At 44.8% G+C, this 22,794-nt stretch carries 20 protein-coding genes; 13 read left to right on the forward strand and 7 right to left on the reverse strand.

Annotated features, from left to right (window positions below):
* Positions 1–287 precede the first annotated feature (287 nt).
* The gene (aroG, locus tag LNL84_RS05650) at positions 288–1,340 is read left to right on the forward strand and encodes a 3-deoxy-7-phosphoheptulonate synthase AroG (protein ID WP_244355755.1); all 1,053 of its coding nucleotides are present in this window, start codon (positions 288–290) and stop codon (positions 1,338–1,340) included.
* Positions 1,341–1,414: 74 nt separating this feature from the next.
* On the opposite strand, the gene LNL84_RS05655 is transcribed toward aroG, so the two are convergent.
* A complete protein-coding gene (locus LNL84_RS05655) occupies positions 1,415–2,518 on the reverse strand; it encodes a mechanosensitive ion channel family protein (protein WP_244355756.1) in 1,104 nt (367 codons plus the stop codon).
* 337 nt (positions 2,519–2,855) lie between these two features.
* Positions 2,856–3,989, reverse strand: a complete 1,134-nt coding sequence (gene msrB, locus LNL84_RS05660; protein WP_244355757.1) for a peptide-methionine (R)-S-oxide reductase MsrB — start codon at positions 3,987–3,989, stop codon at positions 2,856–2,858.
* 181 nt (positions 3,990–4,170) lie between these two features.
* On the opposite strand from msrB, the gene LNL84_RS05665 reads away from it, so the two are divergent.
* Positions 4,171–4,572: an OsmC family protein gene (locus LNL84_RS05665; RefSeq protein ID WP_244355758.1), complete on the forward strand. Its 402-nt coding sequence runs from the start codon at positions 4,171–4,173 to the stop codon at positions 4,570–4,572.
* Between the two features lie 4 nt (positions 4,573–4,576).
* Positions 4,577–5,440, forward strand: coding sequence for a YdcF family protein (locus LNL84_RS05670; protein WP_244355759.1), 864 nt, complete (start codon positions 4,577–4,579; stop codon positions 5,438–5,440).
* A 31-nt stretch (positions 5,441–5,471) separates the two neighbouring features.
* Here the strand turns inward: LNL84_RS05670 and LNL84_RS05675 are convergent, their stop codons facing one another.
* Both LNL84_RS05675 and LNL84_RS05680 read right to left on the reverse strand, forming a co-directional pair.
* Positions 5,472–5,726, reverse strand: coding sequence for a putative hemolysin (locus LNL84_RS05675; protein ID WP_244355760.1), 255 nt, complete (start codon positions 5,724–5,726; stop codon positions 5,472–5,474).
* Between the two features lie 180 nt (positions 5,727–5,906).
* Positions 5,907–7,301, reverse strand: coding sequence for a DUF3943 domain-containing protein (locus LNL84_RS05680; RefSeq protein ID WP_244355761.1), 1,395 nt, complete (start codon positions 7,299–7,301; stop codon positions 5,907–5,909).
* Positions 7,302–7,485: 184 nt separating this feature from the next.
* On the opposite strand from LNL84_RS05680, the gene LNL84_RS05685 reads away from it, so the two are divergent.
* Positions 7,486–8,004, forward strand: a complete 519-nt coding sequence (locus tag LNL84_RS05685) for an NUDIX hydrolase (protein ID WP_244355762.1) — start codon at positions 7,486–7,488, stop codon at positions 8,002–8,004.
* Positions 8,005–8,321: 317 nt separating this feature from the next.
* A complete protein-coding gene (pulA, locus tag LNL84_RS05690) occupies positions 8,322–11,936 on the forward strand; it encodes a pullulanase-type alpha-1,6-glucosidase (protein WP_244355763.1) in 3,615 nt (1,204 codons plus the stop codon).
* Positions 11,937–11,988: 52 nt separating this feature from the next.
* On the opposite strand, the gene LNL84_RS05695 is transcribed toward pulA, so the two are convergent.
* Positions 11,989–12,309 (reverse strand): heavy metal-binding domain-containing protein, encoded by a 321-nt coding sequence (locus LNL84_RS05695; RefSeq protein WP_244355764.1) that lies wholly within the window; start codon positions 12,307–12,309, stop codon positions 11,989–11,991.
* Between the two features lie 274 nt (positions 12,310–12,583).
* On the opposite strand from LNL84_RS05695, the gene LNL84_RS05700 reads away from it, so the two are divergent.
* The 5 genes from LNL84_RS05700 to LNL84_RS05720 all read left to right on the forward strand — a co-directional run bounded on the left by LNL84_RS05700 (position 12,584) and on the right by LNL84_RS05720 (position 17,269).
* Positions 12,584–14,695 carry an LruC domain-containing protein gene (locus LNL84_RS05700; protein WP_244355887.1) on the forward strand — a complete coding sequence of 704 codons (2,112 nt, stop codon included), beginning with the start codon at positions 12,584–12,586 and terminating at the stop codon, positions 14,693–14,695.
* Between the two features lie 12 nt (positions 14,696–14,707).
* Positions 14,708–15,217: a hypothetical protein gene (locus LNL84_RS05705; RefSeq protein ID WP_244355765.1), complete on the forward strand. Its 510-nt coding sequence runs from the start codon at positions 14,708–14,710 to the stop codon at positions 15,215–15,217.
* 113 nt (positions 15,218–15,330) lie between these two features.
* Positions 15,331–15,876 carry an RNA-binding S4 domain-containing protein gene (locus LNL84_RS05710; protein WP_244355766.1) on the forward strand — a complete coding sequence of 182 codons (546 nt, stop codon included), beginning with the start codon at positions 15,331–15,333 and terminating at the stop codon, positions 15,874–15,876.
* A gap of 76 nt (positions 15,877–15,952) precedes the next feature.
* Positions 15,953–16,708: a phosphatase gene (locus LNL84_RS05715; RefSeq protein WP_244355767.1), complete on the forward strand. Its 756-nt coding sequence runs from the start codon at positions 15,953–15,955 to the stop codon at positions 16,706–16,708.
* Positions 16,709–16,867: 159 nt separating this feature from the next.
* On the forward strand, positions 16,868–17,269 hold the full coding sequence (locus LNL84_RS05720) for a cytochrome b562 (RefSeq protein ID WP_425244287.1): 402 nt from the start codon (positions 16,868–16,870) through the stop codon (positions 17,267–17,269).
* Between the two features lie 57 nt (positions 17,270–17,326).
* On the opposite strand, the gene gloA2 is transcribed toward LNL84_RS05720, so the two are convergent.
* Together gloA2 and LNL84_RS05730 are read right to left on the reverse strand one after the other, a co-directional pair.
* Entirely contained in the window at positions 17,327–17,716 is a 390-nt protein-coding gene (gloA2, locus tag LNL84_RS05725) for an SMU1112c/YaeR family gloxylase I-like metalloprotein (RefSeq protein WP_244355768.1), read from the reverse strand.
* A 67-nt stretch (positions 17,717–17,783) separates the two neighbouring features.
* Positions 17,784–18,716, reverse strand: a complete 933-nt coding sequence (locus LNL84_RS05730; protein ID WP_244355769.1) for a LysR family transcriptional regulator — start codon at positions 18,714–18,716, stop codon at positions 17,784–17,786.
* A gap of 180 nt (positions 18,717–18,896) precedes the next feature.
* Here LNL84_RS05730 and LNL84_RS05735 point away from each other — a divergent pair, with 180 nt between their 5' ends.
* From LNL84_RS05735 to LNL84_RS05745, 3 genes are all read left to right on the forward strand, one after another.
* Entirely contained in the window at positions 18,897–20,090 is a 1,194-nt protein-coding gene (locus LNL84_RS05735) for a glycine C-acetyltransferase (RefSeq protein ID WP_244355770.1), read from the forward strand.
* Positions 20,091–20,143: 53 nt separating this feature from the next.
* On the forward strand, positions 20,144–21,175 hold the full coding sequence (tdh, locus tag LNL84_RS05740; protein WP_244355771.1) for an L-threonine 3-dehydrogenase: 1,032 nt from the start codon (positions 20,144–20,146) through the stop codon (positions 21,173–21,175).
* Between the two features lie 360 nt (positions 21,176–21,535).
* A complete protein-coding gene (locus tag LNL84_RS05745) occupies positions 21,536–22,558 on the forward strand; it encodes an alpha/beta hydrolase (RefSeq protein ID WP_244355772.1) in 1,023 nt (340 codons plus the stop codon).
* Positions 22,559–22,794 lie beyond the last annotated feature (236 nt).

Here is a 22,794-nt window from a genome sequence, read left to right on the forward strand (position 1 = left end):
AGTTAAAATTTGCAGAATGATGATCATTGTCATTTCACTTAAGAGTGATTATTTGATAAATTTATTTTAACCTAATGATATTTAATAATAAATCAAGTGTAAACTTTGTTTTACACCGTGTGAATTAATCAAAACGCGATCAAATATTGCCTTTCGGTGTAAATAATGATTGCACTATTTGTTTTTAACCGATAAGTTACATGGAAAGAGTAGTAAGACCTCCGTTATATTTCATGGATGGTTGTTTAATGTATCTACTAGGTACAATGAAAAGGAAGATGTAAGCAATGTTTCAGACCGATGATGTAAGAATTAACAAAGTAAAAGAGCTATTACCACCAGTTGCTGTTTTTGAGAAGTTTCCCGCAACAGAAATGGCTTCTTCGACAACCTTTAATGCTCGTCAAGCTATCCATAATATTCTCACCGGTGAAGATGACAGATTGTTGGTCATTGTTGGTCCTTGTTCTATTCATGATCCAGACGCAGCCTTAGAATACGGTAAACGCCTTAAAGTTCTTCGCGAGGAGCTTGGTGACCGCCTTGAAGTAGTCATGCGTGTGTACTTTGAAAAACCACGTACAACTGTTGGTTGGAAAGGTTTAATTAACGACCCTTACTTGAATGATACGTTTAAACTTAATGATGGTTTGCGTATGGGCCGTAAACTTCTGCTCGATCTTACTGATATGGGGATGCCTACCGCGAGTGAGTTCTTAGATATGATCACGCCACAGTACGTAGCCGACCTTATCAGTTGGGGCGCAATTGGCGCACGTACCACTGAATCGCAAGTTCACCGTGAATTATCTTCAGGTTTATCTTGTCCAGTAGGTTTCAAAAACGGTACTGATGGAAATATTAAAATAGCTACCGACGCTATTCGTTCAGCAAGTGCATCACACCACTTTTTATCAGTAACCAAGTACGGTCATTCTGCGATTGTCGAAACAGCCGGTAACCCTGATTGTCATATCATCTTACGTGGTGGCAAAGAGCCAAACTACAGTGCGGATCATGTTGCTTCAATTAAAGAAGAGTTATCAGCTTCTGGTTTGCCTCAAAAGGTGATGATTGATTTCAGCCACGCGAATAGCTCAAAGCAATTCCAACGTCAAAAAGTCGTTTCTGATGATGTCAGTGCACAAATCGCTGGTGGTGAAGACGCTGTATTTGGTGTCATGATTGAATCTCATCTTGTCGAAGGTCGCCAGGATCTCGTGGACGGCGTGGCACCAGTGTATGGCCAGTCTATTACTGATGCATGTATTGGCTGGGAAGATACTGAAAAGGTACTTCGTCAACTTGCTGATGCAGTTGAAACTCGTCGAAAAGCATAGTTTCCACCTAGCTTCAGACACGGATAGAAAAAAAGCCTTCGTAATGAAGGCTTTTTTGTTGGCTGGATTTTGAACTAGTCGTTGTTTGATAATGGCGTCATTGGTTCATCACGCCTTTGCTGTTCGAATTGCAGTGTTTGCGTTGGGAAGGCAATGGCAGCATCGTGTTTTTCAATAATGGCCATAATCTTTAGCAGCACATCTTGTTTTACTTCATGGTAACGAGCCCAGTTGACAGTCTTGGTAAAGGTATAGATAAAAAAGTTCAGCGAAGAGGCACCAAACGTATCAAAATTGACCATTAGCGTTTGTTTAGCATCGATGTCTTTATGGGTTTCTAGCATGGCTTTTACGTCACTGACTATTTTCGCCAGTTTGTCTCCGTCGCTGTAGCGCAGTCCGATGGTTTCTTTGATCCTTCTGTTTAGCATACGCGAAGGATTCTCAACCACAATGCTACTGAATACTGAGTTAGGAACATACAGCGGACGCTTGTCGAATGTACGGATAATGGTCATACGCCATCCAATCCGTTCAACCGTCCCTTCAATTTCTCTATCCGGTGAGCGAACCCAATCCCCAACTTTGAATGGACGATCGAAGTAGATCATCATGCCACCAAAAAAATTCGACAGCAGATCTTTTGCTGCCAAACCAACAATTAAACCACCGACACCACCAAAAGTAAGTAGACCTGAAAGGCTCAACCCAAAGGCTTGCATCGCAGTGAGAATACCGACAGCGACAAAAAAGAGGCGGGCGACTTTAGCAACCGCCTGTACCGTCGTTTCATCCCGCTTTTTCTGCGCAAGTACGTAGGCTTCAATATTGTGAATGAGTCTCAGCGTTATCCACACAAATGAACCAATCACCAATAAAAGATCTACGTCACTGAGCCAGTCGCTACTGATCTTCGTCTGACTATCAATAATTAAGCCAAGAGATATCGTTGCGGGCCACAACCATATTAAAACACTAATCGGTGTTTTGAGTGCTCGAATGATCAGATCATCCCAAGCTAGATTGGTACGCTTTGCGATACTATCAAGGCGGCCGCATAGGACGCGCCATAGCAACCAGGCAATAAAGCTAGCGGCGGTGATCAGTAATACGTTACTCAGCCAATCATGGCCGAAAGATTGAATATATGTCTCAACCTGTTTAATCAAATCGTTCATTCATCGGTTCCAGTGCGCGGTCATTAGGTATTTGGATACTCAGACTATGTCTTCAAGAGGATGAGTAAGGGGGGAAGCACCTTGTTCTGATCCACTTAACGTATCTTATTATATGCTAATAGCCACGTCTTCTACCTGAACTTTTTGATTTTACGTCAAATTTTGATTATTTGAGGTCGTAAGTTGAGCGAAATCCCAGTGGCTAAACGACAGCCGCTATTGCCGTCAATACTGGCATTGGTCGTAAAGGGGAAGCCTGGTAGTGCGAGAGGGCAGTACGCAATACGAGTACTTAGATCGCGCACGGCACTGTATTATCCAGAGTCACTGGCAAACATTATTGTTCGAAGAGGAACAGATACTTCCCGTAACCTTGCTGTGCAAGTAGGCTTTTCGGAATAAAGCGCATCGCCGCTGAGTTCATGCAATAGCGCAAACCCGTGGGCTTGGGGCCATCTTTAAATACATGGCCAAGGTGAGAGTCTGCGAATCGGCTACGAATTTCGGTTCGTGGATAAAGCAGTTTGTAGTCGGTAACGCTCTTGATGTAGTAGTCATTGATTGGTTGGGTGAAACTTGGCCAGCCTGTTCCTGACTTATATTTGTGTGTTGACGAAAACAGTGGTTCACCGCTGACAATGTCGACGTAGATGCCAGCTTCTTTGTTATCCCAATATTCGTTATCAAAAGGGCGCTCGGTACCTTCTTCTTGGGTCACATAGTATTGGATAGCGCTAAGTGAATTCTTTATCTCAGCGTCACTAGGGCGTGTATACACCTTGCTAGACAAGTTTGCTTGACGGATCATCTCGGTGAGTGTGACTGGGTTATCTTCACGATCTGCGCCAAAAATAAGGTCTAAATACTGATCGCGACCAGAGTTATAACGATAGTATTTGTAACGTATTTTATTGGTCTTGTAGTAGTCTTGATGATAGTCCTCGGCGGGCCAAAACTTCGTAAACTCAATAAGTTCAGTCGCTAGGGGCTTTTTGTAAATACCCAGATCTTCAACTTGAGCCATAAATTTTTCAGCAATTTCTTTTTGCTCTTTTGAGTGATAGAAAATCGCGGGTCGATATTGTGGCCCTCTATCGACAAACGAACCATTGGGATCGGTGGGATCCATGTGCCGGAATAATTGGTCAAGAACGGCTTGATAGCTGACTCTTTGAGGGTCAAAAACCACTTGAATGACTTCAATGTGGCCTGATTTTCCTGAGGACACCTGGCTATAAGTGGGGTTTTCGTTCTGGCCCCCTGAATAGCCAGAAACCACATCGATAACGCCATCCAGTTGTTCAAGGTCCGACTCAGTACACCAGAAACATCCTCCAGCAAGGGTCGCTATTTCAGCTCCTGACGCTTTCTGTGATGTGGTTAACTCGGCATTGCCTTTGTGACTCGTTAAACCAAGTATGATAGGCGTCGCAATTAGCAGCGCGAACGCAAATTTGGCAAGTTTCAACATGGATACTCCATTATAAGGGTGAACAAAGTCTTGTAATTAGAGCGGCCAACGGAGAAAAAAATTTCACAGACATGGAGAAAAGATTTCTAAACCGTAGCGATATCGTTAAAATACGTTAGTGACTCCTAGTTAGGATCACTCAAAGCCTTATCATGTAACAAATAAACATAAGAGATACACAATGCAAGCAGAAGTGAAATGGGTCGATGGTTTTAAGTTTATGGGTGAATCTCAATCGGGTCATGCTGTCATGATGGATGGCAGTGCCGGTGCTTTAGCCCCAAGCCCTATGGAGATGGTGCTAATGGGCGCTGGTGGTTGCAGCTCAGTTGACGTCATTGACGGACTGAAAACTGCAAACCAGGCAGTAAAAGGCTGCGTGGCAAAGCTCACAACCGAACGTCGTGAAGTGGCTCCTCGTATTTTCACTAAAATCAATATTCACTTTGAAGTGAGCGGTGACAATTTGTGTCAGGAAGCGGTAGCAAAAGTGACCAAAGACTCTTTAGAGAAATACTGCTCTGTATGTTTGATGCTTGGCGCTGGTGTTGAAATGACCCACAGTTGGGAAATCGTCGAGTAGTTCAATGTCGAAGATCGATGGACTGGTGGTGGTCCTAGGAAAGCGTTTATGTCAAAACGAACTGACTGCTGAAGGGCGCTCTCGAGTTGAGGCATTAACATCGACACAGCTTTGGCCAGAGTCTACGGCTCTGGTGTTTTGTGGTGGCATTACCAATCATCAATCTGTTTCAGAGGCTAACCGTCTCAATGACTATTTCCAACAGCTTCAGCTACGCAGTGATGCGCCTTTATCTTTTGCTACTCAGCTTCTAGAAGAGCACTCTACTAGCACAGTCGAAAACATCCGTCATCTGGCTGAGGTATTACTGGCAAGTGAGCTCGTTAGTAAAGGGCAGAACCTGAAGGTGACGTTTGTTTCCAATGACTACCATTTGCAACGGATATTCGAGATCCAGCAGTTAATGGATGAGCAGGGGTTGCTGCGTGTATTGGTCGAAAAATGTCGAGAGCAAGGGGTTGAGTTATCGATTTCAAACGAACTGTCCGACCATATACTGGCCTCATACCCACACGAATCTCTGCAAGGAAGACTTTTCTTAGCGCTGGATGAGTTGACCACTTATCGAGTGTATTTAGAAGGTGTGAGGGATGGCAATTTTGCTCGGCCGTTGTCGCTTGTGCGCGAAGTACCACTGGCGAAAGCGCGTAAAACGCTCGCACGAATAAAGACACTGTTGCAAGGCGTTAATTCTTTTCCACTACTCGAGATTCAGCTGCCTGCTATTGAAAGGGTCATTGAAGCCACATCGCAAGAGAGCGACCTAAGTGTCATTGCCGAATATGCCGCTATGTTCGACAGTCAGATGAATTTTTTAAATCGTTATTTGGATCCTGAACGAGACAATCAGGTTAGCTGGTGGAAATGAAAAAGGAGCACATTTTGTGCTCCTTTTATAGTTATTGTTCTTGTTTATCTCTGTTTTCGTAATATTCCCAAACGTTCTGTTTTTCGTCTTCAGACATCACGCAATAGGTCACTCTCTTGCCATTTTCGCTGAACTTTTCAAGCTTGTGGCCTTGTTCGACGCAGTAGATAAAGGCAGGATCTGAAACCACGTCTATCTCATCAACATCGTACTTATCGGGTTCACTCGAACACCCTGCCAATGCAGCCACCGCAAAAATGCCAATTAGCCAGTTTGTTGTTTTCATTCGTTCTCCTAGGGGGAAGTGAGGCAATGTGTTAAGTGTAGGAGAAATATCAGAAAATGTGTTCTGGCTAGGTAAATAATTCTACTCATTTCAAGTTTTATAATCGAACAGCAAATGGGAATATATCACGACTGGATGAAAGTTAACTGCGCACCACACAAGGATGCGCAATTGTGACTATTAGATCAATTTGTTGCCTTCACCAAATCGATAGATGACCTGACTGCCAATTAAATGATCGCGTGCACCGCTATTGCGATGATGCGCATAGCGCCAGTCAAGCATCATCGACCAATTAGAGTTTAGAGAGTAATGCAAGCCTGTACCTACATTCACTTGAAGCTTTTTGTTTGATCTATCCATGTCGAGCATAGCTTCACCAAGACCGGCGTTAATATAAGGCTTCAATCGGCTACTAGCGTTTAAGTAGTACTGAAAGTCGAGACTATAGTTCTCATAGGTGTGCGTTCTTGTTTCAACCAACGACTCGTATTCGCCCCTCATATACGACAGGCGCGTTGAAAAATGCTCTGTAAAATAAAGGCCTAATGTAAAGGAAGGAGCAAAGTCACTTTTTAAGTGTCTGTCTTTGTCTAATACAGGGTAGTGGGTACCGAGGCTCAAACCAACGATACCGTAGGTGACAGGGTCACCCGTGATGTCGCTGTAAGACTTAGGTTGTCTTAGTTTTAGGCCATCAGCGGTATCACCAGCACCAAACGCGTAGTTAAGTTGTACGCGGTACTGGGTTTCGACATCACCGTTTCTAAGAACATTGCTGTGAATCCCCATATAACCCGTCCCCGCCTTGACCAGTTCTTTACCGGCCATATTGTTAACGCCACGGCCAATACTATCTACTGGGTCTAAGAAGAAAAGGGCGGTAGAACCTATCGCTTGAGAGCCCATAACAGTGCCACCACCTAAACGAATTTGACGTTCTTTCTGAAAAGCCCATTCGCCGTAAACCCAACCTAAGGTCGGGGTGACAACCAGATCTTGAATAGATGGAATTTCCGCAAAGGCTTCGATGCCGTATTCCCAGTAAAATGTCGACATCAATGCAGAATACACAAAGGCGTCCCACTGTCGATAACCCGATTTTCTGGCGGCTTGGTAATACACGCCACCAAAATAGGGGTGACCAATGTAGTTGATTACCCAAGCATCACGATCCCAAACGGGGCCTTGTCGAACATTGTCCCACCACTGGTTCATCAGCTGGACGTCATCTTTTTCCCAGTTGGTGATTGATTCAGGCATTAACGCCAACGCGCCAGCAACACCAAGGCCGTAAAAGCCAATAGACTTTGTTTGTGACCATAAACGCTCACTGTCTTCACCATTCGTTGGATTAAAGAGTGACACTTTGTAAGGCGCTGCAGCGAAGTCGTCTTGTCTGTCGAGTTCTTCTAAAAAGCGATTACTAGAAGTTGACCGATATTCGAGGTATGTGGCCTCGGTGTCATGATTTTGTGTCGGGTTGGAGAAATCATGATTGTTCGCATTAGCGAGAATAGGGGGAAAACATAAAGCTAAAATAAACAATATGTTAAAAGGGGATCTAATTTGCATAAACAACATGGTGCTAAGCCTATTTATTACGTTTGCATACAGTTCCTTCTGCGCTACTTTTATGGGCGCTAATGTACAAGAAATGCAATTAAGTTGCATAGGTACTATGTCAATTTTCCCCAACCCAAGTGTAATAAAATATGTCTATGGTAGACTTGCGGAAAAATCCAAGCTGGCTACCCATATGAGACACATAAAAACACTTACTCACCCAGATATTGATCACCTTGATGATAAGAAAATCATCAAACGAAACGCAACGCGCGCGGTGGCTATTGATGGTGAAAACATCCTTTTGCTTTATACCGAGCGCTATCATGATTATTCTCTTCCCGGTGGTGGTTTGGATGAAGGAGAAGATCTTATTGCAGGAATGGTTAGAGAGCTGCAAGAAGAAACAGGTGCTCAAAATGTCCATCAAATTAAGCCATACGGATTGTTTGAGGAGTTCAGGCCCTGGTATAAAGGCGATGCAGATGTGATGCATATGATTTCCTACTGCTATACCTGCAAAATTGATAGAGAGTTGGGTGACACGGACTACGAAGATTATGAAGTCAAAAATGGTATGAAAGCGTTGTGGGTAAATATCCACGATGCCATTGCTCATAATGAAAAGACCATTGCCGAAAGTCCGAAAAAAGGCATGAGTATAGAACGAGAAACCTACCTACTTCACTTGATAGCAAAAGAAATGCTTTAAGTCAGGATAAGATAATTTTCATAGAAAAAAATGTGAGTGAAAAGTGTTGAGCTAGATCGCGCTATGCAGGCGTATTGCTCAGCCTTTTTCTCTCCTCCTACCAATCTACGCCCTATAAAACAGTCACAAATTAGTGAGTACTCTCTCTCGTAATTGACGATCTTGCTCTTACATTCTGTGATGAACATTCCAACCAATACTAAATTTTAACCTTACATTAACTTTAATCGCACCATTCACATTTTGCAGACACCACTGTTGTTTAGCATAAACGTTCAACTTTTTATCATTTATACAAATAACAAAAGGTTAATAACGTGAATACGAAAAAATCAGCTTTATCTAACGCGGTGAAGTTTGCGCTACCCATATGCTCTCTTGCCATAATTGTCGGTTGTAATAGTGGCAATAGTAGTAACGAAGAAATGGTGAGCTCTGGTCTGTATCCGGCAGGCGCTAACGAAGTCGTCATCTATTACAAACGAGATATGGCACCAGCTTCGGGAACGCCTTATGAGGGGTGGGGGTTGCACCTGTGGAATGGAGACGGATGTAACAGTACTGATCTTGTGGCAATGAATATTGCAGAAACGGGAACAGATTGGAATGCGCCCAAACTTATGGATGGTATTAGTGATCTCTATGGGGCTTACTATGTATTAAAAGTAGACCCTGACGCTGCCGACCCACATAAATGCATGAATTTTATATTGCATAATGGGGATGACAAAGCATTTGGTAGCGCTAACAGTAAAGTGGAATTACTTAAGCTTGATGAAAGCAAAGGGGTTTTCGGGTTCCACGGCAGCAGTCAGTTTTATTATGTACCGACAATCGAGCGCCCGGTAACCATCGATGGACGGCAAGCGCATTGGCTAGACGCTGAAACCATTGCTTGGGAAGCTGCGCAGGGTGCCGATAAGGTCAGACTTTTTTATAGCCCTACGGGCGGCATCACCATGGATGATGATAAAAATATCGTGGGTGGTACAGCGTTAGATTTGTCCATCAGCGGTGAGTTATCTGCCGATCGCAAAGATCGATTTCGTCACCTAGCAAGCCACACCTCGATCGCTAATCAATTCAGTCCCGATCAGCTGCGCACCATTTTAAAGTCTCAAATTGTTTTAGCAGCGTATCGTTCTGATGGTGGAATAATCGCCGCAACTGAGGTTCAAAGTGCTGGTGTGCTTGATGCGGTATTTGCTGACGAAGCTGGTGGTAATGCTATTGGTGAGCAGCTAGGGGCGATAGTGTCTGGCAGTGATGCCACGTTCAAACTTTGGGCCCCAACGGCAAAAGATGTCAAAGTAGAATTGTACAACGATGATAAAGAGCTTGTAGCAACGCATGCACTCACAGAAGACGGCAGCACTGGTGTCTGGTCGTCAGAGGTTATTAGCGGTGCATTAAACGCTTATTATCGTTATCAGGTAACGGTTTACCACCCTGTGACAGGAAGCGTCGAAACTCGCATGGTCACAGACCCTTATTCTTTGAGTCTGTCAGCCAATTCTCGCTACTCACACGTTATTGATTTGGACGATACGGCTCTGATGCCAGTTGGGTGGGAGAATCCAGCTCCAATTCTAGCCAATGATGTCGACCACGTGCTGTATGAGTCTCATATTCGTGACTTTAGCTTTAGTGATACAACAGGTACGCCTTCGCTAAATGGTAAATACCTTGCGCTAACAGAAGAATCGCGCGAATCGGTGCAGCACCTTAAAACGTTGCAACAAGCCGGCTTAACCACTCTTCACATTTTACCAGCGTTTGATATTGCAACTATTGATGAGTCTAAACAAATCGATATTACGGATACGGTTGGTGACCTATGTGAGGTGAAACAAAGCGCGTCCATTTGCGCGACAGAAAACTGGTCTCAAACGATTGAAACGGTTTTAGATGGTTACGACGTCTCAACAGGCCAAGCTCAAGCACTGATGAACGATTTACGTGGATTAGACAGCTTTAACTGGGGTTATGACCCATATCATTACACCGTACCAGAGGGGAGTTACGCGACAGATGCGTCGGGTTCAGTGAGAATCAAAGAGTTCCGCACTATGGTTCAGTCGGCCCATGACATGGGATTAAAACTGGTCATGGATGTGGTCTACAACCATACCAATGCGTCTGGCGTGAATGACAAATCGGTACTCGATAAGATTGTCCCTGGGTACTACCACCGACTCAACCCTAATACTGGTGGCGTTGAAAATTCAACCTGTTGTGACAATACCGCGACAGAAAACCTGATGATGGGTAAGTTAATGGTCGACTCGTTAAAAGTTTGGGCCAATGACTACAAGGTGGATGGTTTTCGTTTTGACTTAATGGGTCATCAACCCAAAGATTTGATGGTTCAGGCGCTGGAAGATATCAGAGGCATTGATCCTAATACGTTGTTCTACGGAGAGGGGTGGGACTTTGGAGAAGTCGCTAACAACGCGCGCTTTGAGCAATCAACTCAAATCAACATGGCTGGAACGGGCATAGGTACTTTCTCTGACCGATTGCGTGATGCGGTCCGAGGCGGAAGTCCGTTTGATGGGGGGCAAGATTCTTCAGGTAACCATCCACTTCGTTTTAATCAAGGCTTTGCTAACGCCGCGTATCCTAATGAAGAGAGCAAGAGTGACCAACAAACCCTAGATGGCATGCTTCACAATCAGGACATCGTCAGACTGGGGATGGCTGGCAACCTTGCTAACTATGTTCTCATCGACTCCAAAGGTATGGTTCGAAAAGGTAAAGACGTCGACTATAACGGGGCGCCAGCGGGCTACACCTTAGCGCCTTCGGAAAATATTTCCTACGTATCAAAACACGACAACCAAACACTGTGGGATAACAACGCTTATAAGATCGCGACAGGAACATCATCAGCAGAGCGTGCAAGAATGCAAACGGTCTCTTTATCGACGGTGATGCTTGGTCAGGGTATCCCATTTATTCATATGGGATCTGAATTGCTACGTTCGAAATCCATGCAGCGTGATTCTTACGACTCTGGTGATTGGTTTAACCGCGTGAAATTTAACGGTGACGACAACAACTGGAATGTGGGTTTGCCAAGAGAAGACAAAGACGGTGCAAACTGGGCGTTAATCAAGAAAATTATTGCTGATAGCAGCGCGCAGCCATCTCCGACCGATATTGAGCTTACTAAGCAGCAGTTTATCGAACTTCTTCAAATCCGAAATGACAGCCCGCTGTTTCGTCTAAACTCAGAACACAAAGTGATGACACGCGTTGATTTTCGTAACGTCGGTGTTGATCAAACTCAAGGCCTGATTGTTATGTCTATCGATGATGGCGTTTCTGCAGGGGCTAACCTAGATCCTAAATACGATGCAATTGTTGTCGTGGTCAATGCCAGCGCTCAAAGCCAGTCATTTAGTATCGATGGTACAGAAAACTTTGTCCTCCACGACGTTCAGGCAAACTCTGCTGATAGTACGGTAAGAAGCGCCGTATTTGCCGACAGTGAGTTTAGCGTTCCAGCACTGACAACCGCTGTGTTCGTTTTACCGCAGGTTGGTGATGCGCAAGGTCAGGGGTTACCGGTTGATAATTCGGGTAAAGATACCTCGGCTATTCCACCATACGGAGATACGACGGTTTATGTAAAAGGTGAAATGAATGGTTGGGGAGCGAGTGACGAATGGGCTTTGTCTTTTGTGGGTAACGGTCTATATCAACTGACCGCTTCATTAGACGCAGGCGATTATCAATTTAAGTTTTCAGACGCAGACTGGACAGACCCGAACATTGGTTGTGATGGCTCAAGCATCCTAGATGGGAGCTCTTTGCCACTTGGCAATAGCGGTAACTGTGAGTTAAGTGTGGGGGCACAAGGAAACTTTACTTTCATTTTAGATGCGAGCGATGTTTCGGCACCGATATTGAAAGTTACAAACCAATAGAGTAGTTGAGAAGATTATAGGGCAGCGAACGCTGCCCTTTTTTAATGCAGTTTTAATCTACGACAACCGCCGTACCGCTTGCGGATACCATCAACATGCCATTTGCTTGTCCCAGCACTTCGTAATCGATATCAACACCAACAACGGCGTTCGCGCCAGCATCACGGGCTTTTTGCTCTAACTCCTGAAAGGCAATTTCACGGGCGCGTTGTAATTCTCGCTCGTACGTACCTGAGCGACCGCCAACCAGATCGCGGATCCCAGCGAACATGTCTTTAAAAAGGTTGGCGCCTAATATCGCTTCACCTGCAATGACACCTTTATAAGCAACAATGCGTTTACCCTCAACACTCTGAGTCGTAGTGACAATCATAGTCATTCCTTTTGATTACAATGCTTGGTAGATGATTATTCAGTTTTGCCTGTTAATTAACTGGGAGGTGCCTCAAATATTTTTCCTTTAGGGCGGGTTAATAGCATTCAAAATCTCAATCAGATTAAAAATCAATCTGAGAATATGAGAGGTAACATTGCTATATCATTGATTTTAAGACTTAAATTATCTGGCATCAGTTTTGTATAGATATTGTTACTTCGTTAAGGAAAAGGAAGAAACGATGCCAAATACGATGATAAGACAAGTAGTGATGTTCATAAAACGTTGCTTCATTCTATTAATTTCACTGTGGGTTCCTATGGCGTTAAGTGCACCATTTGAAACCTGTCCAAGTAAAGCGTATCTGTTCCAGTCATCGCCAGTGCAGGTTTACGGCGTTAATTTGGTAACGGGTCAAACCACACTGTTACAAAGCGATACCGGAATGAACGTTAACATCAACGGTGTCGGTTTTGATTTTGACAGCCGATACATCTATGGCTACGACACCACGAATAAACGTATTGTTCGTTTGGGTGCCGACTTTCAGGCAGAGGTGATCAATACTACAGGTTTACCCACTGACCACACCTTCTATGTTGGTGATGTTTTCGATAAAACCTATTACCTATACCGCACAGGGAAGGGGCTGTTTACCATTGATTTAACCCCGCTAGATTCTGATCCTAATGCTGTACTTCAAGTGGTGAAAGTAACCGGCACAGCCACCGTGAAGCTCACTGATTTTGCATTTCACCCGGGTACAGAAAAACTTTACGGCATCGATAATAACTCAGGTTTCCTGTATGAATTTGATCCCGATACTGGCTCTGCCACCTACGTTGGGGACACCGGGCAGCTAGGGACATTTGGCGCAGGCTATTTTGATGTGAATGGTTACTACTACGTATCACGAAACCAAGATGGTCAGATATATCGAGTCGACTTATCGGACTCTAACGCGAGCAACATTGCTAACGGCATTGTCACGGCGGTGAAGTTTGCTGATGGTCCAATGTCTGGTCAAAACGATGGTGCACGTTGCGCCAATGCGCCCGTTATCGACGAAGACTCTACCATCGATTTTGGTGACGCTCCTGATACTTATAACACCACACTTTCAAGCAATGGACCTCGACACCAGATGGACGGCATGACATGGCTTGGCGCTGGTGAACCGGACGGTGAGCAAGATGGCCTTGTGGGTAACATTCCTGATGATGACAGCGGTTTTGACGATGAAAATGGAGTGGGTTTCGTCACCTCATACGAGGCAGGTTTAGACTCAATTGTGCGGGTAAACGCATCGACAGCAGGCTATCTTTCTGCTTGGTTTGACTGGAACCAGGATGGTGACTTTGCAGATGAAGGTGAGCAGGTATTTGCAGACCAGTTGCTTTCTGCTGGCAATAACGATCTGATTTTCACTGTCGATCTCGCTGCGACCGTGGGGACGACCTGGAGCCGATTTAGATTTAGCCAACAAACCGGGCTAAGTTATGACGGTGGTTCTACTTCAGGTGAGGTAGAAGACCATCAGCTAACAGTGGTCTCAACTGGGGTAAGCGTGCGTCATTATCCAGATGCCAGCAACTACGTCACAATCGCCTATGAAGACCAATGGCCTTATACCGCTGATTACGACATGAATGATGTGGTTATGCGATATCGCATTACTGAGGTGCTAAGAGATGGCGAAGTCATTAAATCAACGATATCAGGTTATCTAGCTGCAGTCGGTGCCGATTATCACAATGGATTTGCGGTTAGGCTGCAAGGTTTAAACCGTGATGATATCGATACAACCCTGACGCGCCAATACCACAACAGCGTACTTCAACCTGAAAGCGGATTGGAGGCGGATTCCAACGAAGCCATCTTTATCGTTAACAATGACCTCGCGACCTACAAAGGATCTTGTCAGTTCCACCGAACACGCTCTAACTGTAAAGAAGATGTTCAATTTACATTTGAACTGCATGTGAGTGTAAAAGATGGCGTATCAAGCAATGCCTTGATTGATATGCCTTACGACCCATTCATCTTTGCAACGCCAGATCTTTACCATGGAGAGGGCTACTTCCACCCAGGACGTGGTTGGGAGCTGCATTTAGCGGACATGGCACCGACCGAGAAGTTCGATACCAATATGTACGGTATGGGTGCGGACAGTAGTAACCCGTCAAGCGATGTCTACTACAAAACGGCCAATAACTTACCTTGGGCATTGATAATAAACGACGAGTGGCTATGGCCATTAGAAAAAGTTGATTTACTCGAAGCCTATCCGAAGTTTGAAGACTGGGCGATTAACGCTGGCCAACAAAACGCTGATTGGTTTATGTCTGACAATGCTCAACCTAACAAACGCTACGAGCCGTAGGGAGAAAGGATTATGAAAAATTATATATTAGCATTTGTATCAGTTCTTGCTCTTACTGCGTGTGGTGGAGGCGGCGGTGGCGGCGGTTCAACCGATAACAGTGCTGGCCCATCTGATGAGGGTGGCAACCCAGCCGGAGATACGGGGACAACGACGCCTTCAACAGAAGTGGTCACAGAGGTAGTACCTTCTAAAAAAACGTCGGAACTTGTTGTTCCTGAAGGGTTTAGTTATCACCCAGTCGATGTAGTTGAAATCACTGTTGACGTGAGTAGCCTCTCGACCAACCGAGCCTATTTATCGGTGTATGCGGGCTACTCTGGTGACATCAACACAGGTCTTCAGGCTGACTACGGTACACGTATCGCAGAGTCGCCATTGAGCGCTGGGGTTGCAAGTATGGACTTTTCTACACCAGAGCATATCGATCAATTATTGATTGAAGTATGGTTCTATGATGGAACAGACCCAATACAGCAACTGGTGTCGACCAGCGATACCAGTATTAACTGGGTTTATTAAAGCGCCAAATAGAGCCCTCGATTCATCGGGGGCTTTTTTTGTTATCTGTAAAGCAGTGCAAAGGAGTGAGGAAAGGCGTAAACTGACGCAAAACTGTCGTTCCGAGTTAAATAATGAAAGATCAAGAAGTAGACCTGCACTCAAACGAGTATGAAGGTGAAGAAATCGAAATAGAAGCCATTGGTATTGATGTAACAAGCCAACCAATAGAGCTATACAAAGTGTTCAAAATTGCCAATCTTGTCGGTGGCGGCGGCGAGGCAAAACACATCATCAGTGAAGGCTATGTGGCCGTGAATGGTGAGCTAGAAACTCGAAAACGCCGAAAAATGTACGATGGTGACTTCTTTGAGTTTAACCAAGAGTATTACGTTGTAGTTTGCGACCAACCTGTCAGTGAAGAAGAGCCACTTAAAAAAGCAGCAGACAAGCCTAAGAAAGAGAAGCAGGCGAAAAAAGCGAGTAAAAACAAGCCTTCAAAACCCAAGAAAAGTGACTCGTTTTCAACAAGTGGTCTATCGCAAAGCGCGAAGCCAAGAAAAAAAGACAACCCAAAGAAGAACAAAAAGTCAGAGAACACCGCGACTGTGGGCAAGGAGCCAGAATCAAAGCCGACTAAAGATGCGAACAGTGGCCGTGGTAGCATTGACTTCTTTTAGTCAAAGAACTTTTTCTTACCAGGTCAACAAGCCCTAATAATCGTCGCAGAAACATAAAGGAATGAGTGAGGAATAAATGAAGTTTGTTGTAGATACCCATACCCATACTTACGCCAGTGGTCATGCTTACAGTACCATTATTGAAAACGCGCGAGCCGCGAGTGAACAGGGGCTGAAAATCCTCTGCACGACCGATCATGCTGAATCCATGCCAGGCGCTCCTCACTATTGGTTTTTTTCCAACCAAAGGGTTCTTCCTCGATTCCTATCTGACGTCGCGATTATTCGCGGCGTCGAAGCCAATATCCTAAATGCGGAAGGCGATATCGACGTCCACCCGAGTTCTTTCAAGGAAATTGACTGGGTTGTCGGAAGCTTTCATGAGCCAGTTTACCAACCTGCCGATAAGCAGGCACACACCAGGGCTTTGCTAAACGTTATAGAGGGTGGGAAAGTGGACGCTCTAGGGCACTTAGGAAACCCACGATTTGACTTTGATTTTGAGGCTGTTATTCGCTGTGCGGCGAAACACAACGTGGCGATAGAAATCAATAACTCGACATTGAAAGGCCATAGCCGCACTGGCAGCGTTGAACGCTGTTATGACATTGCGCGCCTTGCAAAAGAGCATGATGCGTACATCACCACGGGCAGTGATGCGCACTTTTGCGATGCTGTCGGGCGATTTGAGCTAACCAGTCAGTTACTTGAAGAAGTGGAGATGCCGACGGAAAAAATTATCACTCACTCAAGCCAACAGTTTTTAGCATTCCTTGAATTAAGGGGTAAACAACCGATCTTTGAATTTGAATTGTTAAAATCAGCATCCTAGTGATAACGTTTTGAAACAATTGGATTAACAATTGCTCCGTGTATTTATGTAAACTGGCATTGCTCAACCTGACCTCAATGTGCGTTTTTTAACATTGAGGTCTTTTTTATTCAGTAGGAAACAAAAAGAATGATCGCAAAAACAAAAGGATATTCAGCCATGAAAGCTGTAAAAGTTATCGCATTGACTTTCAGTGTTATGCTGGCGGGACAAGTAGGGGCGAATGATACGCAACCTTTTGATCTAAAGAAAAAAATGCAAGCAATGAAGTTAGCATTTAAACAAGCTGCAGAATCGCAATCAGTTGAACAGATGAAGTTGCCTGTCGCCGATCTCAATACATTGATAGCTAAATCAAAAAATGGCAGCTATCCGCCAGAAAAACAAGAAATGTATATGGAAGGCTTTGAGAAGTTATCGGTCGCTCTAGATGATGTTGAGCAGCACCTAGAGCAAGGCGAACTTAATAAAGCGAAACAATCACTTAGACAAATCGATGATTTGCGCATCGAATACCATGATCAACGTAATCCGAGTATTTGGAAGAAACTGTTTGGTTAATGGCATTAAATCTATAAAGGGAGCACAGCTCCCTTTATTTTCAATTATACAGCGTGTCTAGCTGACCTCTTCGCAAAGCTCAAGCGGCAATCCATCAGGATCTTGGAAAAAAGTATAGCGCTTACCCGTATACTCATCGGTGCGAATCGGCTCTACGTCGATACCTTGCTCGTTCAACCATTCAACGCTTTTCACAATATCATCGACTGAAAAAGCCAGATGCCTTAGCCCCTGAGCTTCGGGGTGTGTCGGTCGTTTTGGCGCATCGGGAAAGGAAAACAGCTCGATTTGAGTTCCGTCTGGTAAGGCTAGGTCGAGCTTATAAGAATCCCTTTCTTTGCGATAGTTTTCGGCAATAACTTTGAACCCAAGTAGTTCGCTGTAAAAGTGCTTAGATACAGAGTAATCAGAGCAAATAATGGCAATATGATGTGTAGCATTTAGCATAACTTTCCTTAAGCGTTTGAATTGGCAAATCAACATACGCATCTACACGCTTGCGCTGCGAGTTTTATTATGACGAAGCCCTTGCCAACTTAGATGGCAATGTAGCCATGACGTAGTCAATAAAGACACGCAGTCTTGCCGGTATATATTTTGACTGTGGGTACTGCAGTGCAATATCCCCATGGTAGTTACTTTTTAACGTCCAGTCTGTGAGGACCTGAATAACTTCGCCTTTTTCAAGTGCTTCACCTATGACGAAATCGTGGAAAATCCCGATCCCCAGGCCTTCTTTCACTCCTTGAAGACGCATTTGAGAATGGTTAACAGCATATCGACCATGCACTGGAATGGTGTAAAACTCATCACCTTTGAAAAAATCCCAAATGTTATCCGTTTCGGTCTCTGCCAAGTACAGGCAATCGTGATGTTCAAGATCCTGAGGAGTCAATGGAGTACCGTGCTCACTGATGTAAGCGGGGCTCGCGCAAAGCACCAGATTGGTTTCGCCAACTTTTTTTAGCACCAAGAGCTCATCGGGCTTGTCAGTCAGTTTGAACGCAATGTCGATCCCCATTTTGAGTAGGTCGATATTGCCATCGGCGGCGCGTAATTTAAGCTGTATCTCTGGGTATTGTTTAAGAAAGGGAAGTACGAATGGCTGCAATACCGAATTTAAAAAAGCCTCTGGCGCAGCGACTGTAAGTGTCCCCGAAGGCTCACTGTGATCAGATAGCGACAGGTCTACGGCTTGCTGCGCAGCATTCACCATCAGCACACTTTGATCAAACACTTTGAGCCCGGCTTGAGTGATGATGAGCTTGCGTGTGGTTCGCTCAAACAACTTCACATTAAGAGCGCTTTCTAGCCGAGTGATAGTTTTCGACAGAGCCGATGGCGTAACGCCAAGCTTGCGCGCCGCTCCGGTAAAACTGCCTTCGTTAACCACCAAAATGAACGATGCTAAGTCGGGAAGCAGAGCGATTAATTTCTGATTGAGCATGATTGTTGCCTTCAATTCACTAATGCTTTTCCATCTTAAGGGATAATCGTAATTTCCTCAATGAACTAAAATGAATTCATCTTTTGTGAATTGGTCAGGCCATGTGTCGCCAGACGGATACACTAACTCCCTACAAAACTTGTTTACTCAAAACAAGATAAGCATAAGAAGGAATCGAGAATGTCTTCTGCGTTTTACCAACAAATTCAAAAGCAAATTGAAGAAGTGAAAGAAGAAGGGCTTTATAAGTCTGAACGAATCATCACCTCTGCGCAAAAAGCGGCGGTAGAGATTTCCACTGGCGAAGAAGTACTGAACTTCTGTGCAAACAACTACCTTGGTTTAGCAAATCATCCGGCACTGATCGAAGCGGCGAAGTCAGGCATGGATCAACACGGCTTTGGTATGGCATCGGTACGTTTTATTTGCGGTACGCAAGATTCTCATAAAGAGCTAGAACAAAAGCTATCAACCTTTTTAGGAATGGAAGATACCATCCTTTACACATCTTGCTTTGATGCCAATACGGGTCTTTTTGAGACGATTCTTGGTAAAGAAGACGCGATCATCTCTGATGCATTAAACCATGCATCAATCATTGATGGTGTTCGTCTATGTAAAGCAATGCGCTATCGTTACGCCAACAATGATATGGCTGAACTAGAGCAACAACTAATTGCCGCGAATGAAGCTGGTGCTCGTCACAAGCTGATCGTTACTGATGGTGTGTTCTCCATGGACGGCGTGGTCGCTAACCTCCCAGCGATTTGCGATCTTGCTGATAAATACGATGCACTCGTTATGGTTGATGACTCTCACGCAGTGGGTTTCATGGGCAAAAATGGCGCAGGTACCCACGAGTTTCACGATGTCATTGATCGCATCGATATCATTACCGGTACGTTAGGCAAAGCGATGGGTGGTGCCTCTGGTGGCTATACTTCAGGTAAGAAAGAAGTCATTGATTGGTTGCGTCAGCGTTCGCGTCCATACCTTTTCTCAAACTCAGTAGCTCCGGCCATTGTATCGGCGTCTATTCGAGTTTTAGACCTATTGGCAGAGAGTGGCGATTTGCGTAACCAGCTTTGGGATAACGCAGCTCATTTCCGTGCGCGTATGGAAGACGCTGGCTTTACCATGGGTGGCGCAGACCACGCTATTATTCCAATTATGCTTGGCGATGCAAAAGTCGCGGCTGAGTTCGCAGAACGCGCACTGGAGAAAGGGATCTACGTTGTCGGCTTCTCTTTCCCGGTTGTGCCTAAAGGCCAAGCTCGAATCCGTACTCAAATGTCTGCGGCGCATTCTCGCGAGCAGTTAGATCGTGCCATCGAAGTATTTATTGCAGTTGGCCAGGACATGGGTCTTATCTAAAGTATTTTGGTCCCAGTTTGCAACAATCGGGGACCAGTCTTGAAGGTTATATTATGAAAATTAAAGCGCTATCTAAGTTAAAGCCTGAAGAAGGTATTTGGATGACGGAAGTGGACAAGCCTGAGCTTGGCCACAATGATCTACTGATCAAAATTAAGAAAACCGCGATCTGTGGTACGGACGTACACATCTACAACTGGGATGAGTGGTCACAAAATACCATTCCGGTGCCTATGGTTGTAGGCCACGAGTATGTAGGTGAAGTCGTTGGCATTGGCCAAGAAGTTCGCGGTTTTGAAATCGGAGACCGTGTTTCTGGCGAAGGTCATATTACGTGTGGTCATTGCCGCAACTGCCGTGGTGGCCGTACACACCTATGCCGTAATACAACGGGCGTTGGTGTAAACCGAACAGGTGCGTTCTCAGAGTATCTGGTAATTCCAGCCTTCAACGCTTTTAAGATCCCTGCTGAAATTTCTGATGATTTGGCGTCTATCTTTGACCCGTTTGGTAACGCTGTTCATACCGCGCTTTCTTTTGATTTGGTTGGTGAAGACGTACTAATCACTGGCGCCGGTCCAATTGGTATCATGGCTGCAGCAGTCGCGAAGCACGTTGGTGCTCGTCACGTTGTAATCACTGACGTCAACGAGTACCGCCTCGATCTTGCTAAGAAGATGGGCGTGACACGCGCTGTTAACGTCATGGAAGAGAAGCTTGAAGACGTGATGTCTGATCTTGGCATGACGGAAGGCTTTGACGTCGGTCTAGAAATGTCTGGTAACCCATCAGCGTTCAACAGTATGTTAACCAACATGAACCATGGTGGTAAGATCTCTCTTCTGGGTATTCCACCGTCAGATATGGCAGTAGACTGGAATCAGGTGATCTTCAAAGGCTTAGTGATTAAGGGTATCTACGGTCGCGAGATGTTCGAAACGTGGTATAAGATGGCAAGCTTGATCCAATCGGGTTTAGATCTTACGCCAATCATCACCCACCACTTCAAGGTTGATGACTTCCAAAAAGGCTTCGACGCTATGCGTAGCGGGCTTTCTGGCAAGGTTATTCTTGATTGGGAGTAGGGGAAAGAGCTCTAAAGCATTGCTCCCAAATAGTGTCGATAGACCATTGCGCAAAGCGCGTCAAATGGTATTAATTAGCATATTTTGGGATGCAGTTTGCCCCAGGTAAGTTGGTAAGGTGTTGTTCATAAGGACAATTATATCGCTCAGGTTCGGTCGGGTTCATAGTGTGCACTCTTGTTCTTCGCCATCACAACGATGGAGGCGTAAAGAGTATGGGCGTTGCACGCTTTACTCTGCCACGGAGCCGCTTCGTTCAACAAGGCACTTAAACGAAACTAAAACAGTTGGCTACGTTTCGCTTCGCTCCACATTATACCCAACTATTTTAGTCCGCTTAGTGCGGCGTTAAGGATAAAGATGAGTTTACTTCTTACTATCATTGGTCTTCTAGTCGCTCTAATTGTTATATTTAACCATATAGGGGTTAGGGTCCGGAAAAAAGGGATGCGCCCTATATCTGCTCAGGAAATCGAAGATGCTGGTCAGAAGTATGCTTTGACGAATGATGGTCGGCTTGTCGCTTATGCCGTCTATGGTAGCGAACAACCTGGAGCAGATGTTGTCATTAATATGCATGGCTCTGCACTGGAAGCTGGGTTTGAAAAAGCGACTTACGCAAACATTTGTCATGCACTCAATGTTAAAGGTATAGCGATTAGCCTGCCGGGCTGTGGTTTTACGGATCAGAAGCCAGGTCGCAAGGTTATCGAATGGGCTAGTGAAGACTTAGCTGCAGTGCTTAAAGCTGAACGTGTTGAGCAGTTCCATATTACCGGCCATTCTCAAGGTACTCCACATGCGATGGCGGCAGCATTAACTTACCCAGATAGAGTCATTGGACTGGGGTTAAATGCCCCTTTTCTCCCACCAGAACTTAACCAAGAGCTGGGTTTTAGTAGAACCATAGGTTCCGGCCGAACACCGCACTCTAGTTCCCTTAAAAAATACAATATGGGTTGGTATTTTAGTGTCTTTCGTATTGTATTTGGCATGTTGCCTCCAAGTGTTGCGACAGGCGTACTTCGAAAGGGCTTTCCAAAAGTAGAAGCTGATAAAGAGCTAGTAGAACGCTTTCATGCATCACTTAAGCGTGGCGTAGTAAGGGGAACTTCAGGATCTACTTGGGAAACCGCACAAGACAGTTGTTTTGATTGGGGCTTTGATGTCAGAGATCTATCCCATAGTAATGCCTTTGTTTGGCACGCTGATGATGATAATACCGTTCCCTCCATTCAGGGTAAGTGGTTAGCAGGCCTGTTGGGTGCTGATCATAAGCATGAGGAAGAGGGTTATGGACACCTGACCTATTGCTCAGGGCAGTATCAAAAGCCAGATAAATCAATTGTCGCTGCTATGATAAAAGGAGTAAGCCAACCCTAATTTTAAAACCAATAATTTTCTGGGCACCGTCCATTAAGCACTATACAAGTGTTCAGTGTGATTAGGCTTTATTGATAGTTAATATTCCTAACCCCGAGGACTTTACTGTATTTGCTAAAGGTAACGACCATGTTTACGGTTATGCGTTATTTTATAATAATGTACGTCACAATGCTTAATTACGCTCACGAAACTATCTTCAGGACTAATGCGGTGATACCCATCTAGCTATGTTA

This window comes from Vibrio gelatinilyticus, from assembly GCF_022836845.1.
Lineage (GTDB): Bacteria > Pseudomonadota > Gammaproteobacteria > Enterobacterales > Vibrionaceae > Vibrio > Vibrio gelatinilyticus.